General features: G+C 44.5%; 14 protein-coding genes. 6 read left to right on the top strand and 8 right to left on the bottom strand.

Translation table 11 applies throughout. The features are described 5' to 3' along the window. Positions 1-21 precede the first annotated feature (21 nt). A complete protein-coding gene (locus AC3E9V_RS01660; protein WP_488751443.1) occupies positions 22-675 on the top strand; it encodes a lipoprotein signal peptidase in 654 nt (217 codons plus the stop codon). Between the two features lie 12 nt (positions 676-687). Here AC3E9V_RS01660 and fucP read toward each other — a convergent pair whose 3' ends face one another. From fucP to AC3E9V_RS01635, 5 genes are read right to left on the bottom strand one after another with little or no spacing between them, the layout of a single operon-like run. Then, a complete protein-coding gene (fucP, locus tag AC3E9V_RS01655) occupies positions 688-1980 on the bottom strand; it encodes an L-fucose:H+ symporter permease (RefSeq protein WP_488751442.1) in 1293 nt (430 codons plus the stop codon). 11 nt (positions 1981-1991) lie between these two features. Beyond that, positions 1992-2774 carry an L-fucose dehydrogenase gene (locus AC3E9V_RS01650; protein ID WP_488751441.1) on the bottom strand — a complete coding sequence of 261 codons (783 nt, stop codon included), beginning with the start codon at positions 2772-2774 and terminating at the stop codon, positions 1992-1994. 16 nt (positions 2775-2790) lie between these two features. Beyond that, positions 2791-3618, bottom strand: a complete 828-nt coding sequence (locus tag AC3E9V_RS01645) for an amidohydrolase family protein (RefSeq protein WP_488751440.1) — start codon at positions 3616-3618, stop codon at positions 2791-2793. Continuing rightward, complete coding sequence (locus tag AC3E9V_RS01640; protein ID WP_488751439.1) at positions 3615-4463, bottom strand: fumarylacetoacetate hydrolase family protein; 849 nt, start codon at positions 4461-4463, stop codon at positions 3615-3617. Before AC3E9V_RS01640 ends, AC3E9V_RS01645 begins: the two co-directional genes overlap by 4 nt. Positions 4464-4468: 5 nt before the next feature. After that, the gene (locus AC3E9V_RS01635) at positions 4469-5239 is read right to left on the bottom strand and encodes an SDR family NAD(P)-dependent oxidoreductase (RefSeq protein WP_488753688.1); all 771 of its coding nucleotides are present in this window, start codon (positions 5237-5239) and stop codon (positions 4469-4471) included. A 114-nt stretch (positions 5240-5353) separates the two neighbouring features. Between AC3E9V_RS01635 and AC3E9V_RS01630 the strand changes: the two genes are divergently transcribed. The 3 genes from AC3E9V_RS01630 to AC3E9V_RS01620 all read left to right on the top strand — a co-directional run bounded on the left by AC3E9V_RS01630 (position 5354) and on the right by AC3E9V_RS01620 (position 7732). After that, positions 5354-6364, top strand: a complete 1011-nt coding sequence (locus tag AC3E9V_RS01630; protein WP_488751438.1) for a LacI family DNA-binding transcriptional regulator — start codon at positions 5354-5356, stop codon at positions 6362-6364. Positions 6365-6540: 176 nt separating this feature from the next. Then, complete coding sequence (locus tag AC3E9V_RS01625; protein ID WP_488751437.1) at positions 6541-7428, top strand: DMT family transporter; 888 nt, start codon at positions 6541-6543, stop codon at positions 7426-7428. Positions 7429-7537: 109 nt separating this feature from the next. Beyond that, positions 7538-7732 carry a hypothetical protein gene (locus AC3E9V_RS01620; protein ID WP_488751436.1) on the top strand — a complete coding sequence of 65 codons (195 nt, stop codon included), beginning with the start codon at positions 7538-7540 and terminating at the stop codon, positions 7730-7732. Here AC3E9V_RS01620 and AC3E9V_RS01615 read toward each other — a convergent pair. Continuing rightward, positions 7729-8133 carry a hypothetical protein gene (locus AC3E9V_RS01615; protein ID WP_488751435.1) on the bottom strand — a complete coding sequence of 135 codons (405 nt, stop codon included), beginning with the start codon at positions 8131-8133 and terminating at the stop codon, positions 7729-7731. The two genes, AC3E9V_RS01620 and AC3E9V_RS01615, sit on opposite strands and share 4 nt — an antisense overlap. Before the next feature lie 118 nt (positions 8134-8251). Between AC3E9V_RS01615 and AC3E9V_RS01610 the strand changes: the two genes are divergently transcribed. Together AC3E9V_RS01610 and AC3E9V_RS01605 are read left to right on the top strand one after the other, a co-directional pair. Next, a complete protein-coding gene (locus AC3E9V_RS01610) occupies positions 8252-9178 on the top strand; it encodes an SRPBCC family protein (RefSeq protein ID WP_488751434.1) in 927 nt (308 codons plus the stop codon). A 421-nt stretch (positions 9179-9599) separates the two neighbouring features. Continuing rightward, positions 9600-12143: an adenosylcobalamin-dependent ribonucleoside-diphosphate reductase gene (locus tag AC3E9V_RS01605; RefSeq protein WP_488751433.1), complete on the top strand. Its 2544-nt coding sequence runs from the start codon at positions 9600-9602 to the stop codon at positions 12141-12143. 151 nt (positions 12144-12294) lie between these two features. On the opposite strand, the gene AC3E9V_RS01600 is transcribed toward AC3E9V_RS01605, so the two are convergent. Together AC3E9V_RS01600 and AC3E9V_RS01595 are read right to left on the bottom strand one after the other, a co-directional pair. Beyond that, positions 12295-14421, bottom strand: a complete 2127-nt coding sequence (locus tag AC3E9V_RS01600) for a hypothetical protein (protein WP_488751432.1) — start codon at positions 14419-14421, stop codon at positions 12295-12297. A gap of 51 nt (positions 14422-14472) precedes the next feature. Beyond that, positions 14473-15687 carry a bifunctional alpha/beta hydrolase/OsmC family protein gene (locus AC3E9V_RS01595; protein WP_488751431.1) on the bottom strand — a complete coding sequence of 405 codons (1215 nt, stop codon included), beginning with the start codon at positions 15685-15687 and terminating at the stop codon, positions 14473-14475. Between the last annotated feature and the right edge of the window lie 85 nt (positions 15688-15772).

Genomic DNA, 15772 nt, shown 5'->3' with positions numbered 1-15772 from the left:
CTACAGGATTAATTAAGAAGAATGGATAAAAAGAAAAGAAACTTACTAGCTCTATATGGGATCAGTTTCCTGGTCATTTTGATCGATCAGGCAGTAAAAATGGCGGTGCACTTCAATATGCAGATGGGCTCCAGAGGTCAGATCCAGGTGTTGGGTGACTGGTTTAAGCTACACTACCTAACCAACCCGGGCATGGCGTTTGGCATGCAGCTGGGGTCAGAGCATGGTAAGCTTATCCTGACAATCTTTCGACTGGCCGCCATGGTCGCTATCGGCATTTATTTGTACAGGCTCTATCAAAAAGATTCTCCCAGAGGCTTGCTGATCTGCATAGCTATGATCCTTGGCGGGGCTATTGGCAATTTGATTGACAGTATCTTTTATGGCGTTTGGCTGGATAATGCTCCATTTGATGCGCCCACTCCCTGGTTTTATGGCCAGGTAGTTGACATGTTTTATATTGATATCTGGGAGGGTCGGATCGCAGATTGGGTACCCATCATTGGTGGAGACTATATGGCATTATGGCCCGTATTCAATATTGCAGATGCATCCATTTTTATGGGAATAACCTTTATTCTCATTTTTCAGAAAAACTTTTTTAATAAAGGCTCAGAAGAGCCAGCTACTACAGAAAAGGCTGAAGTAGCGGAGCCTAAGGTAGAAGAAAACTAGCAATCCTCTGACTTAATCACCAGCTTTACTTGCTATGCGGCCATAAGCAGCAATAAATGCAAAGCAGGCTAAGGGTAGAATAAAAGAGAAATTTACTTCCGGTACCCCGAGGATAATGGAGTCGGTATACCCCTCACCTCCGATATCTAAAACGGCTCCCTGAAAAGTGGGCATCAGCGCTCCCCCAACAATGGCCATTACAAGACCCGCTGCACCGATTTTAGCCTCTTCTTCATGCAGCCCGTCCAGAGCAATCCCATAGATAGTGGGGAACATAAGTGACATGCAAAAAGAAGTGGCTACCAGGCTGTAAAGCCCTGCAGGGCCCTGGATAAAAATGGTGCCAAGTGTACAAACCATTGCCAGGAATGAAAGGAATATCAGCAGCTTGGCTGAATTGATATACTTCAATAAAAATGTACAGATAAACCGGCCAAGGAAGAACACGATGAAGGCCACAAACTGATAATATCCTGCCGTTTCATCATCGATGCCTATCGCTTCGGCATAGTGATAGATATACGTCCAGCACATGATCTGCGCTCCCACATAGAAAGCCTGAGCCAAAACCCCAAATGAATATTTCCTGTTTATTATGAGCTTTTTAATGGTTGTCCCGAGGTGAAAATCCTCGTCACCATTCTTCTTTTCAGGCATTTTATTGAAAGCAATAAGTGCCAGTATAAAGATGACCACTACTCCCAGAACCACGTAAGGATCACGAATCACCATCAGGTCAGCGTGGCGAATGGTCTCTTTGGCAGCTTCTGGCAGTGCTGAAAAGTTTACATCATCGGATTGAAGTTTTCTTAGAACAAATTGCTGGGCGACAAGCAATCCACCAAGCAATCCAAGTGGATTAAACGCCTGGGCCAGGTTTAGCCGCTGAGTGGCAGTAGCCCGATCACCCATAGAGAGAATATAAGGATTGGCGGTAGTTTCCAAAAACGCCAGTCCAAACGTGAGGATGTATAATCCAAAAAGAAAAAATGCAAACTCCTGCGTGACTGCCGCGGGATAAAAAAGCAATGCGCCGGTAGCATAAAGCCCCAAACCAATGTAAATACCCACTTTGTAGGTGTACTTTCGGATAAAAAGGGCAGCGGGAAGGGCCATTGTAAAGTATCCACCATAAAAGGCCAGCTGCACCAGCGAAGCCTGGAAATTGTTAAGCTCAAGCACTTTTTTAAAAGCTGTAACCATTGGGTCCGTGACCGCATTGGCAAACCCCCACAGTGCAAAGAGCGAGGTAATCAGAATAAAGGGTAAGATCAGTTTTTGAGGAACTACAGGTTCTTTATGCATAGAAAAATCGATTAAGACATAGCGCGGTCCAGGTGTACATAACCTCCATCTACTACCATCCACTGACCGGTAGTATGACTGCTTTTATCACTTAGTAAAAATACGGTCATTGAACCAATTTCTTCAGAGGTAGTCATCCGTTTGCCCAAAGGTATCCGTGAAGTTATTTGAGACAGGCTACGTTCAGAGTCATCAAAGGAATTGATCCAGCGCTCATACTGAGGGGTCATTACCTCAGCCGGAATGATGGCATTTACCCTGATCTCATATTTTGCCAGCTCCACAGCCCATTCCCGGGTTAGCGCCAGCTGAGCGCCTTTACTGGCAGCGTATGCGGAAGTGCCTCCCTGTCCCGTAACTGCCGTTTTTGAGCTTATATTGACAATTGATCCTTTACTTTTTTTCAAAGCAGGAAGTGCAAAATGGACCAGCTCATAGTAATGATCCAGGTTTTGGTGCATGGACTTGCGAAAAGCTTCCGGACTTCCCGTTTCCAAACCCACTCCGTCATTCACTCCCGCATTATTGACGATCCCGTGAATGGCCCCAAAACGATCCAATGTATCCTTGATGATCTGCTCACACACTCCATCCTCAGCCAGCTCTGCTACAAGATTCAGACATTCGCCTCCTGCAACCTCTATTTCCTTTGCCAGCTCTTCACCGGCTACTTTTGATCTCCCGGCAATCACCACTTTTGCCCCTTCATGGGCCAATGCCAGAGATATTGCTCCGCCGATACCTTTAGCTCCGCCGGAAACAATAAATACACGATCTTGTAATCCTAAATCCATGGTAATTCTGTTTCTGTTAATCCAAGTTGTAAAACCTTTCAGCATTTAAGCCCATGATCTGCTGCTGTTCCGAGGAGCTCAGTTTCTGAATGTAGTTTTCTACAACCTCTGCAACCTCACCATATGATCCGGCTACCAGGCATACCGGCCAGTCTGACCCAAACATCAACCGACCTGCACCAAAAACTTCAAAAAGTACATCCAGATACGGATGGAAATCCGCCTCTCGCCAAACACTCCAATCTGCCTCTGTGACCATCCCTGAAACCTTGACCTGTACATGCGTATATTCAGCCAGGCCGGTCATATACTCCTTCCACTGATTAAAAGATCTTGCTTTAATATCCGGCTTAGCCAGATGGTCAATTACGAGGCTCATCTGAGGGAGTTTTTTCACCAGTTCCAGGACCTCTTGAAGTTGATGTTCATAAACCAGAATATCATAGGTGAACCCAAACTGTTGTAGAAGAGAAACTCCCCGTATAAAATCCGGGTCCAGCATATAGCCCTCCGGCTCTGCCTGCAGAACATGGCGAAAACCTTTCAGTTTTTTCTGTTCAGAAAACTGCTCCAGCCGCTCCTCCAGATCTTTGGACTTTAGATCTACCCATCCCACAACTCCCTTGATAAAAGGGTACTCATCAGCTAATCCAAGTAAAAAAGAAGTCTCATTCTCCGTTTGATCGGCCTGAACCGCCACACATCCATCTATTTCATTCGCTTGCAGTAGCTCACTCAACTGCTCTGGCAAATAATCCTTTCTCAGGACACTCATGTCATCATTAATCCATGAGTTCATCGCAGGGTTATAATTCCAGAAATGCTGATGGGCGTCTATTCTCATCCCTGGTAAGCCTTTACATGTTGCTTAGAGCTTCCAAGGCCCTCTATACCCAGTTCTACTACATCTCCAGGTTTCAGGTATTTTGGTGGATCAAAACCAAGGCCTACACCCTCCGGAGTACCTGTAGAAATGATGTCCCCGGGCATTAAACTCATAAACTGTGACAGGTAGCTGATCACTTTGGGGATATTGAAAATGAAATCGTTCGTGTTTCCATCCTGCACCGTTTCCCCGTTTAGCTTTAGCCAGAGCCTCAGATTGTGAGGATCTTTGATTTCATCTTTTGTCACCACGGCTGGCCCAAGCGGCGCAAACGTGTCGCAGCTCTTCCCTTTCACCCATTGACCACCTCTCTCCAGCTGAAACTCCCGTTCGCTCACATCATTGTGAAGGACATATCCTGCTACATGATCCATAGCGTCCGCCTCAGAGACATAATTAACACGCTTACCGATAACTACAGCTAGCTCTACCTCCCAGTCAGTCTTTTTGCTGTTTTTCGGGATGATGATATCATCATTTGGTCCGGAGATAGAAGAGGGCGCTTTGAAAAACACGACAGGTTCCTTCGGCACAGCCATACCGCTTTCCTGCGCATGCTTCAGGTAATTAAGCCCGATGCAAATGATCTTCTCCGGCTTGTGAACCGGCGGACCTAAACGTTCCGGTTTTACCTCCTTAAGTGAGGAAGATTTTAATGCTTCTCTAAGTTTTTCCAGGTTAGAGCCATCAGCAAAAAAAGAGTCATTGTAATCACTTATAATGCCACTGGCATCATAGTATTTCCCTTCATGAAGCAATCCCGGTTTTTCCTTTCCTTTTTCTCCGTATCGTATTAGTTGCATATGTCTTATGAATTCAGATTTATAAAACCACCATCTATAGGATAGCATGACCCTGTGATAAAAGAAGCCTCATCGGAGCATAAGTATAGCGCCAATGCAGCCACTTCCTCAGGCTTACCCATCCGCCCGATAGGTTGTGATTTTGATAATTTGTCAAACATTTCTTTCTCCTGCCCCGGATAGTTTTTGGAAATAAATCCATCTACAAACGGGGTATGTATCCTGGCCGGGGCAATGCAATTGCAGCGAATTCCAGCCTTCAGGTAATCCTGAGCAATCGACTGGGTCATGGTAAAAACAGCCCCCTTACTCATGGAGTAAGCAAACCGGTCAGCCACCGCTACCACGGAAGCAATGGAAGCCATATTGAGAATCACTCCTCCCTTTGTCTTCATGTGTTTTACGGCGGCTTTAGTGCAATTAAACACCCCTTTTACATTGACCTGATAGATCCTGTCCAGATCAGCCTCTTCTGTCCCTTCTATATTCCCCACATGAGCCACTCCTGCATTGTTGATCAGGATATCCAGTCCTTTTGGCTTTGCCAGCTGGTCAAAAAGCTTTTCTACCTCCGCTCCTTTTGACACATCACATAAATGTGCCACAGCTTTACCGCCTTCTTTATTGATCTCATCAACCGTCGCATCGGCCTGCTCCCGGTTCATGTCCAGTATCACCACCTCTGCTCCCTGCTGTGCAAATAGCTTTGAAATACTTTTGCCAATACCACTGCCTCCACCGGTAACCACAGTCACCTTTCCATTAAGACTGAAAATGCCCATATCACTCGAGTATTTAAAAACTGATGACGATTCTACTAATACCTGATTTCTGCAACAACCATTTGATCCATTATTTGCTGCGCAAAGCTTTGCGCTTATCTTTACCTTGTGAGTCGGTTTGTAACTATATCAGAAATAGCAAAGATTTTCAATGTGGCACCATCTACGGTTTCACGTGCTTTAAAAAATCATCCCAGGATCAGTAAATCACTCTGCCAGCAAATCCAGGCCAAGGCCAAAGAACTCGGATACCTGCCTAATCACTACAGTGGTGTGCTGAAAGCGCAACGGACCAGTCTGGTAGGGATCATTATTCCGGATCTAAATACACACTTCTATACCCGGGTCTTAAGAGCAGTATCCAACCACCTGGCAAATACTAACTACGCGCTCGTCGTAGGTCATAGCAATGAAAAGCAGGATGAGGAAGTGAAGATCATTGACAAGTTTATCTCACAAAGAGTGGACGGCATTCTGGCCGCTACAACCATGCAAAGCGAAAGCCAGCGCAACTACGAAAAAATTATAAAACATGAGATCCCCCTGGTTTTCTTTGACCGGGTGAACAATTTTGTGCCGGCATTAAGAGTAGTCGCTGATGACTATCATGCTGCTTATGAAGCCACCAGGTACCTTATAAACAGTGGGTGCAGACAGATAGCGCATATTACTGCTACCCGACGACTAAATAACAGCAACAACAGGCTTTACGGCTACATGGATGCCCTGAAAGCTCAAGAGCTGCCTATCAATGAAAACCTTATATTTTATTATGAGTTTGACCAGGATTCCATTGACCGTTTTCTTGAGAGAACCCTGGAAACTTACCCAAAAACTGATGGGTTTTTCGTATTCAATGATTATGTAGCCAACCGGGTGGTGCACTACTTAATGAAGAAAGGCAAGAAGGTACCTGAAGATATCGCCGTAATAGGATGCTCAGACGAACCAATTGCCAAACACATGACCCCTCAACTTACTACGCTGGAGGATATAGCAGAGAAGATGGGATCAATTGCTTGCGGTGAGCTCATCAAACAAATCGAAGGCAACCCGATCACCACTGAAAAAATCGTGATAGATCAGCACCTGATCCTAAGGGAAACTACCAGTAAGTAATATTCAAATCAGAGAGGGTGGAGAAGAGTGGAGCAGTTACTTTTGCCTGAAGCTATTTTTTTTCAATGAAATGAGCATAATGCTCAACTTAGATATTGAGCCATACCAACCTGGTATGCCTGGCCGGCCGCAATCAAAGAGTTGCGGCAAACCGCTGATTTTGGAACTTTGAACACATGAAACAAGACCGAATCATCGCCATCATTGCAGCCATTTCCGGCATCCTGCTTTTTTCCAGCAAAGCGGTAATGGTAAAGCTTGCCTACCAATATGAAGTAGACACTGTCAATCTTCTGTTGCTCAGGATGGTCTTTGCCTTGCCTTTTTATCTCGTCATTGCTTTTATTAAAAGACCTAAAGTTCCACTGACTGGAAAAGATTACGGGTCCCTTGTCCTATTGGGCTTTATCGGCTATTATCTGGCCAGCTATTTCGATTTTTTAGGTCTTCAATACATCAAAGCCAGCCTGGAGCGGCTTATCCTTTTCACCTACCCTACGTTGGTACTGCTGATCTCTTTTGTGATTTTCAAAGAAAAGATCACCAAAGCTCAAATTGGTGGCGTGGGTATGACCTACCTGGGGATCATTATTATCTTCTCTTCTGAGCTGAGACTGGGTGATCAGAGTGAAGTACTTTTAGGAGGCCTGCTCATCTTCCTTAGCGCGGCCACTTATGCTTCTTATCTGGTGGGTTCTGGCAGACTCATCCCCCGGTTCGGAGCGACTGTGTTCACCTCCTATGCCATGATCGTCTCGTGTCTGACGGTAATGATCCATTATCTTTTCGCGGAAACCGGCGACATCTTTAATCTACCCTATCAGGTATATTTGATAGGGGCCGCTATGGCCATTTTTGCTACCGTGATCCCCTCCTACCTTATCAGCTTTGCTATAAAAGGCCTGGGAGCAAGCAATTTTTCCATCTTCGGTAGCCTGGGTCCCATCTCTACGATCATTCTGGCTGTGATCTTTCTGGACGAAACACTTACCTGGATTCAGCTGGCAGGAGCCCTCGTAGTAATATCAGGCATCTACATTGCTGAGAAGAAAAGGAAGAAGTGAATTACCAAAATGTCATCAATATAATAATTTTATTAGTTAATTAATTGTAAAAACCAATATTTACTGTTAATTTAGTAATGAATTATTGATTTCACTGAAAAACACTAAAATGACACTTCTCAGAGTACATGATCTTCAGCAAGACCTGACCACAGATTTTGTGAAAATGGCAAAAATCTCACTCTCAAATAGTACTTCTTTTCACCAGATCAAAGAAACGATCTACCTCAAAGGACAGGAAATGGGCTTTTGCAATGATGAGATCGAAGTACTCCTTGAGGAAGTGGTTCCGGGCAAAAGTTAATCACCCAGCTTTCGCAGCCCTATATGGCACCCCTCTATACAAAAACGATAGTTTAGCCGGGCCTCATTGCCATTTAGCTCTACATCGTAAGCACTCTCTTCAAACTCTTCCTGTGAAGGAGTAAAAAGTGTCAATATCATAGTCCCATTCACTGAGTCAGTTTCAACTGTAAACTCTGTAAATTCTTCAAAACCTCTGTAATTGGAAGAGAATGTTTGATCCCCTCCAAACTCCATGATCTGAGGAGGGTTTAAAGGCACTTTTTTTGTGATATAATCATTTCCGGGTGAATATCCATACTCATAAACCCGCCATTTACCATAGAGCACCGTAACGTCAGCATGATCATCGCAAGCAAGGAGAGCTACGAGAAGTATTGTGTAAGAAATTCTATTTAACATCTCTTATTGTTGTTTCTCTTTTAGACACATCATTCTTCCCTTTGGTTGACTCTCTACTTAGCTGAGAAGGATTTTAGCTATGTTTTGTTTATTTTAGATTGAGATAAACCCTAATGTCATGCCTAAAATTCACGTAAAAAAATCCATTGACATCCATGCTTCACCTGAAGCTATCTTCCAAAAGATCCGTGACCTCAATCATTGGGGGGAGTGGTCACCCTGGCTGCTACAGGAACCGGAAGCTACCATAGATGTCTCAAACGAAGGCAAATTTTACTCCTGGAACGGCTCAAGGGTAGGAAGCGGCAACATGAAAGTAGTGGGAGAAAAGCCCTATGAATCTGTTGATTACGACCTTACTTTTTTGACTCCCTGGAAATCCCACGCTAAAGTCTGGTTTGAACTCGATCCAAAGGAAAATGGTACCACTGAAGTCTCCTGGCTTATGGACAGCAGCCTGCCCTTCTTTATGTTTTGGATGAAAAAGGTGATGCTGGCATTCATTGGCATGGATTACGAAAGAGGTCTGGCGCTTTTAAAGGACTTTGTGGAGGATGGCAAGGTGCATTCCAAACTGGATTTTATCGGCAAATCCACCTATACGGGCTGCGACTACATTGGGGTAAAAAGATCATGTAAAATAGAGGATTTAGGGCCTCAAATGTCAAAAGACTTTGAAACGCTATGGGATTACATGAAGGACAAGGAAGACCAGATAGCAGGTAAAACATTTTCCATATACCACAAATGGGACATTACGAATGGTCAGGCAATATATACTTCGGGTGTTCCGGTTAAGTCAATACCCGATAATATTCCAGAGGGAATGGTCACAGGCAGAATACCCTCCACCACAGTGCATAAACTTCGGCATACAGGCCCATACCGCCATCTTGGAAATGCCTGGACCACCCTGAACTCCATGTATAGAAACAAAGAGTTTAAGCTAAATAAGAAAATCCATCCCTTTGAACTATACCTCAATAATCCGGGGGAGGTAAGTGAAAATGAACTGGTTACTGAGGTGCTTTTCCCCATGAAGTGAGTAGCTGACTATGGACTACGTCCGCAAAAAGAATCATCGGACTCACAAATGCATTTTTGATCAGGTCAGATAATCAAAAACATCTTCACCGAGGCAATAAGATGCTGATATCCTGACTGGATTTAGGAGATCGACCATCCTGATTGAGGCCATTTCAACAATATTTTGAATGGCCTCTGGTTTTTATATAATCCGGAAATTTCCAAAAGTATTCCGAATGCATAACCCCTTGATACGGTCTTTCCATTATAAAACAAATGGTGTAAGAGAAATGTAAGGTTTCAACCTGACTTAAGTCATAGAAATTCCGCGTATTTGTCACCTTTTTTGAAGGCAAAGAATTTGCCTCTTACCCTGGAGCAATAACTTATTATCACTGTTCCTGAATTACAGGCTTGACCTATAAACCCTAAACCAAAATATGTCTGACAAAACCATTACCCATGCAACCTTCTCTAAAGAAGATGTTCGCTCAGCGTGCCTCGAGTATTTTGACGGAGATGACCTGGCAGCCACTACCTGGATCAACAAATATTGCCTGGTAGATAGCGAGAATAACTACACCGAGAAAACCCCTGACGATATGCATCGCAGGATGGCCAGGGAGTTTTTCAGGATAGAAAAAGGCTACCGGAAACAATCTGTCCAAAAAAACACCCTTAGTGATTATGGCCAAAGCAGAAAGCCGCTATCCGAAGAGGTCATCTACAACCTCTTTAAAAACTTTAACTACCTGATCCCTCAGGGCAGTGTGATGGCTATACTGGGCAACCCATTTACCATTGGGTCTTTATCCAACTGCGTAGTGATAAAAGCGCCGGTCGATTCTTATGGCGGAATCTTTTATACTGATCAGCAGCTTGCACAGCTCTGTAAGCGAAGATGCGGAGTAGGGTTTGACATATCTACCTTGCGACCTAAAGGCACTAATGTGAGAAATGCAGCGGGGACTTCCAGTGGCGTAGTTTCATTTATGGAGCGATTTTCAAATACGACCAGGGAGGTTAGCCAGAATGGCCGCAGGGGAGCGCTGATGCTTACCATAGACATAGCTCACCCCGATATCGAGGAGTTTATCACAGTCAAGCAGGATCTCACCAAGGTTACGGGAGCCAACATCTCCGTACGGGTCTCTGACGATTTTATGAAAGCTGTGACGCAGGACAAACCATTTACCCTACGCTGGCCTGTGGATGCCAAAAAGCCTTCATTCACTAAAGAAATCAATGCAAAGTCTTTGTGGAGCAAGATCATTCAGTCCGCACACTATACCGCCGAGCCTGGAATTATCTTCTGGGACCGGCAGCACAAGTATTCTACCTCTTCGGTCTACGCTGAGTTTCAGAATGAATCAACCAACCCATGCTCGGAAATAGCCATGCAGGGAGGTGACTCTTGTCGTCTGATGGCTTTGAATCTCTACAGCTTCGTCAAACAGCCATTTACTTCAGAAGCATCTTTTGACTTTGACAAGTTTTACCAGGTCACTTACGAAGCACAGCGACTCATGGACGATCTGGTAGACCTTGAACTGGAACAGGTAGAAAAAATCATTCGGAAAATTGAATCTGACCCGGAAAATGAAGCCATTAAAAAAGTAGAGCTAGACACCTGGAAGCTGCTCTACGAAAATGGTAAAAAAGGAAGAAGGACAGGTCTTGGCTTCACAGCTTTGGCTGATACATTAGCCACACTGGGGCTGAAGTTTGATAGTGACCGGTCTCTGGAAATGATTGATCAAATCATGAAAGTCAAATGCAAAGCTGAATTTGACAGCTCCATAGACATGGCTATCGAACGGGGAAGTTTTGAGGCATTTGATCCTGAAGTGGAGGCTACATCAGAGTTTGTGCAGTTTTTGGAAAACGAGCTGCCCGATACTTACAAGCGAATGATGAAATCCGGCAGGAGAAACATTTCCATTTCCACAGTAGCTCCGACAGGCACTGTGAGTCTTTTGGCACAAACATCCTCAGGTATTGAGCCGGTCTTTATGCTTTCTTACCGGCGCAGACGTAAGCTCAATGACCGCTCTTCAGGCAAAGCCGCATTCACGGATGCCTCAGGGGATCAGTGGGAGGAGTTTGACGTATATCACGCCAAGCTGAAAAAATGGATGGAGATGTATCCTGAAAAACCAGTGGAGCAAAATCCGTATGCCGAAGCTACCGCAGGCGAGATCGACTGGCAAAAGCGAATTGAGATCCAATCCATTATTCAAAAATACGTAACACACTCCATCAGCTCCACGATAAATCTCCCCGAGGATATCAGCGTGAGCACTGTCAACAATATCTATAAAGAGGCCTGGAAACACGGCCTTAAAGGAATCACCGTTTACAGGGATGGTTCAAGAAGTGGTGTGCTTATCAAAAAGGAAGACAAAAAACCAACGTCGATAGATGAAATTGTAGAGCGACCGTCCCCCAAGCGTCCACAGGAGCTAAACGCCAGGATTGTGAGGTTCCGAAATGAAAATGAAAACTGGATGGCCTTTGTCGGATTGCTGAATGGAAGACCATACGAGATCTTTACCGGCCGGGCTGAAGACGCCTTTGCCCTGCCAAATTATGTGGAAGATGGCTGGATCACTAAGGAAAAAGACAAACGGCACAGAAGCCGGTACGATTTCAGATTTGTGGATAGCCAGGGCTATAATGTAACAATAGAAGGCTTGTCCCGGTCATTTGACAGGCAGTACTGGAACTATGCCAAGCTAATCTCCGGCATCTTGAGGCATGGTATGCCCCTTGTGGATGTCATCCACCTGATTGACAATCTGAACTTTGACAAAAACCACATCAACACCTGGAAAAATGGTGTCAATCGCGCGTTGAAAAGTTTCATCCCGGATGGCACAAGGACAAAGGACCATCTGTGCCCGCAATGTGGCGATGAAGAAGGGTTGGTCTTTGAGGAAGGATGCCTGAAGTGCAAGAGTTGTGGTCATACCACCTGTAGCTAAAAAAAGGGCCTGCGAAAAATTGCAGGCCCTTTTTTAATAGGCATAATGCCTGATTACCGCACGAATATACGTCGACTTTTAGTTTTATCACCGTTATGCTATTTCCGTGAAATCACACAGTAATGGTTCAGTAAAATTGAGGGTATCCCGGTTAAATTCTCACGCGAATGCCGGGACCAATCAGTATGAAAGGCTTCTTGTCCTTCAGCAGATATCCGCCCCCCAGGAAAAGAGGAAAGGTGAGCTTATTGTCACTTGAAGTAGGATAAATAGAGCCTATCATCACAAGTCCTACATCCTGCCTGTCTTTGTCTGCATTAAAATTAAAAGCATCAATGGCGATAAAGCCAGCACCTATTTTGTAAGGCTGGTACTTGGCAATTTTACCGGGCTGGTAAAAGCTAAACTGCGCCAGCATGGCGAAACTGACTCCACCAAAATTAGTGAAGTCATTGTCTCCACCTTTAAGGATCAGGAGGCCTGCAGGGAATGACACATCAATATCAAAATTATACTCACGCCTGAGTATGATCTGGATTTTCCGCGTTTTTCCTTCACCACCGTACCTGGATTTGTTATGGCTTATCGAAATATCTATACGAGACCATTCCTCCAGCTCAGAGGTCTTTTTTCTTAAGAAATTATTGAGATTTATATCCTCACTCTGGCAGTCTCCGTCACTGTAGTGAGCATACCGTGGAGAAGCTTCGGACGGGCAAATCACAAGTTCTTCAAACTGATAGAGCTCAATAAGACTTCCTCTTTTATTGGAAATTTTTACGCTGATAGTCAGATATTGCTTACCATTCAGGTCGTCTGCCCGGTCTATCAGATCCCTGTTAAAATCAAAAACCAGATCGGTCAGCGTCTCATCATAATAAACAGGCTTGTCCACTTCACTGACCACATGTTGTTCGGTGCCCAGATCAAGGGTCAGGAAACTAAACTCTTTCGGCTTTTGATACTCCCGGATCCTTAAACTTTCTCCTGTACTTTCATTGTGATTGAAGATCTCGATCTGGTTTCCACTCACCTCCAGAGGTATCTTCAGATGGAAAACGGACACTTTTTCATTCTTAATAAGTGAGTCATACAGGAGGTTATTAGCTCCGGGAAAAGTAAAACTGGCTTTATGCAAAGCCTCTCCCTCCAGCTTTACATTTACGGTTTCTCCCGGATATACGGTACTGGTTTTTTCCCAGTCTTTGCCTTCACGCTGTATGTATATATTCTTAATGGAGGTTTTTGGAGTAATGTCCAGGTTGGTTACAAACCGAGGCTGGTCACCGTCTTTTATATACAGATACCCTTCGGATTTTCTGTGAAATGCATAAGGACGCAAAAGGCACAGTACTTTATCATTGTTTAATCGCGCTTTTGTATACAGCTCTGCAACCAATGGCCCTCCACTTTCTTCCTGATCCTCTATCCGGTAGGTTTTATCCAGTTGTAAAAACCGGTTGTTATCGATCTGGATCTCTATAGGCTCCTTTTTATCATCCTTAGGTGTGATCTCTGCCTGGTCAAACTGTAAAAACGCCAGCCTGCCTGACTTCACATTGAACTGATGGGTAACAGCAGGAAGCTGATAAAGGAACTCGCCACCCTTTAAGTAAGGTTTTTTAAGGTTAAAAACAACCTCAACCGACTGGGAACCCAGCTCATTAGGGAGTAAATGCAAAAGGAGATCTCCTCCGCTTTTGGTGGTTCTATAATTGATTGGTAACCCTTCCGTCCATCGATTATCTATTTTTATATTGTTTAGATTGTTGGTAGTGATCTCAAAGACCTTCTCCTCACCTATGTACATTTCTTCTGTGGGCGGATAGATCTCCGCGTAGGTTTCCGTATATGGAAACAGCGGTAACTCTACCACCTGACTATTGACAGAATCCAGCTTTAGTTCAAAAGTAAACCTGAGAAAATCCGCATTCGTAAGGTCCGAAAAGCGAATCTTGAACCGGGCATAATCACTAAAAAACATTAGCGAATCAACAACCGAAAAATCACCCGAGGACAGCAAAACCGCATCCTGGACAGGCGCATCTTCTTCAAAAAAGATGTATACTTCAGCTACATCATTGTCCTCCTGGTATTTGAAAACCAGATGCTCTTTGCCTCTGACGAAGGTGGAATTCTCCTCCCAGGAGAATTGAAGGGTATCAATAAAAATTTCAGCATTGGTCAGGTAGCTTTCGTTAAAGTGCTCCTGAGCAGAAAGGGTATTGGATGTGACCAATAATATCGATAATACTAACCACCGCTTAGCTGATTTCATCCAGTATTTGTTTAGCTACAAAGATGGCAAAGCTAATAAACGGATGCAACCTTAATTTTCTCCGGTCTCTTCGGTGATTATCTGAGGCTTTCCTTCCAGTGTTTTATGGACCGGGCAGCGATCTGCTATTTCTATCAGCCGGGATCGTTCTTTCTCAGAAAGATCTCCCTCCAGCCTGATGTATCGCTTGATCTGATCGATTTTCCCTTTAGTGGTTTCCGTTTGCTCACCATCCTCATTATGGATCTTATCATGAGTGAGCTTCACCTTTACCTCTTTCAGGTCCAGCTTTTTGTAGTCAGCATACATCCGTAATGTCATGGCAGTACAGGTACCCAACGCGGCGAGTAAGTATCCATAGGGTGAAGGACCAAGGTCGTTGCCCCCACTGCCTTCCGGCTCATCAGCGATCAGGTGGTGCTTCCCGGCTGTTACCTCCGTCAGAAAACCTTTTTCACCAGTTCTGATCCAAACTTCTCCTTCAGGAGCAATTTCATTATCCCTGGTCTCTATATACCGGGATGCCCAGGGGCAAACGATGCTGCCCACATACTCAGCGTCTGCCTGGTTGCTCATCAGGTGATCCGCTCCGTCCAGAGAAACAAAGCTCTTGGGGTGCATCGCATAGCCGTATATCTCCGCTGCGTTTTCAATATCCACTATTTGATCCTGGGGTGAATGTATGATTAAAAGTGCTTTATCCAGGTTTCTGATAACCGATTCCGAGTCATTTTTTTCCAGATCATCAAGAAACTGCTTTTTCAACATAAAGGGTCTGCCACCAATGCTCACTTCGGCTTCACCGTGTCTCCTGAGATCCTCTTCTCCATCTTTCAGCACCTTTTTTACATGGACCGGATCCGCAGGCGCCCCAATGGTAACTACTGCCTTAACAGCTTCTAAAGAACCGCTGGCATGTAATACAGCAGCTCCTCCCAGCGAATGGCCTATCATAATCTGAGGAGCTTCATACGCTTTCTCTAAAAATGTGTAGGCACGGTTCAGGTCTTCAATATTCGAGGAGAAATTGGTCTCAGAAAACGCTCCTTTACTCTGACCAAGGCCTGTAAAATCAAAGCGAAGCACCGCCATATCGTGCTGTGTGAGCGCCTGACAAATCGCATCTACAGCTTTTAGATTTTTGGAGCAGGTAAAGCAATGAGCAAATACAACGTAAGCCCTGGGTTTCCCAACAAAGGGGAAATCAATCCTGCCGGAAAGCTCCTGTCCCTCGCTGTTTTCAAAAGTTACTTTTTCAGATCGCATTGTTGTCCGGTTAAGTCTTTATATTTAATAACTGTTTGATTTTTCTATATCCAAATCATCCGGTTTTCCGTCTTTACAATATAAC

The organism is Marinoscillum sp. HNIBRBA16962 (assembly GCF_057801515.1).
The sequence above is the reverse complement of the archived record's forward strand: the minus strand, read 5'-3'. Positions and strand labels throughout refer to the sequence as shown.

Bases quoted from the DNA above. Each gene is read 5' to 3' on its own strand.
- AC3E9V_RS01660 (WP_488751443.1), top strand. From the start codon at position 22: ATGGATAAAAAGAAAAGAAACTTACTAGCTCTATATGGGATCAGTTTC.
- fucP (WP_488751442.1), bottom strand. From the start codon at position 1,980: ATGCATAAAGAACCTGTAGTTCCTCAAAAACTGATCTTACCCTTTATT.
- AC3E9V_RS01650 (WP_488751441.1), bottom strand. From the start codon at position 2,774: ATGGATTTAGGATTACAAGATCGTGTATTTATTGTTTCCGGCGGAGCT.
- AC3E9V_RS01645 (WP_488751440.1), bottom strand. From the start codon at position 3,618: ATGAGAATAGACGCCCATCAGCATTTCTGGAATTATAACCCTGCGATG.
- AC3E9V_RS01640 (WP_488751439.1), bottom strand. From the start codon at position 4,463: ATGCAACTAATACGATACGGAGAAAAAGGAAAGGAAAAACCGGGATTG.
- AC3E9V_RS01625 (WP_488751437.1), top strand. From the start codon at position 6,541: ATGAAACAAGACCGAATCATCGCCATCATTGCAGCCATTTCCGGCATC.
- AC3E9V_RS01620 (WP_488751436.1), top strand. From the start codon at position 7,538: ATGACACTTCTCAGAGTACATGATCTTCAGCAAGACCTGACCACAGAT.
- AC3E9V_RS01615 (WP_488751435.1), bottom strand. From the start codon at position 8,133: ATGTTAAATAGAATTTCTTACACAATACTTCTCGTAGCTCTCCTTGCT.
- AC3E9V_RS01610 (WP_488751434.1), top strand. From the start codon at position 8,252: ATGCCTAAAATTCACGTAAAAAAATCCATTGACATCCATGCTTCACCT.
- AC3E9V_RS01605 (WP_488751433.1), top strand. From the start codon at position 9,600: ATGTCTGACAAAACCATTACCCATGCAACCTTCTCTAAAGAAGATGTT.
- AC3E9V_RS01600 (WP_488751432.1), bottom strand. From the start codon at position 14,421: ATGAAATCAGCTAAGCGGTGGTTAGTATTATCGATATTATTGGTCACA.
- AC3E9V_RS01595 (WP_488751431.1), bottom strand. From the start codon at position 15,687: ATGCGATCTGAAAAAGTAACTTTTGAAAACAGCGAGGGACAGGAGCTT.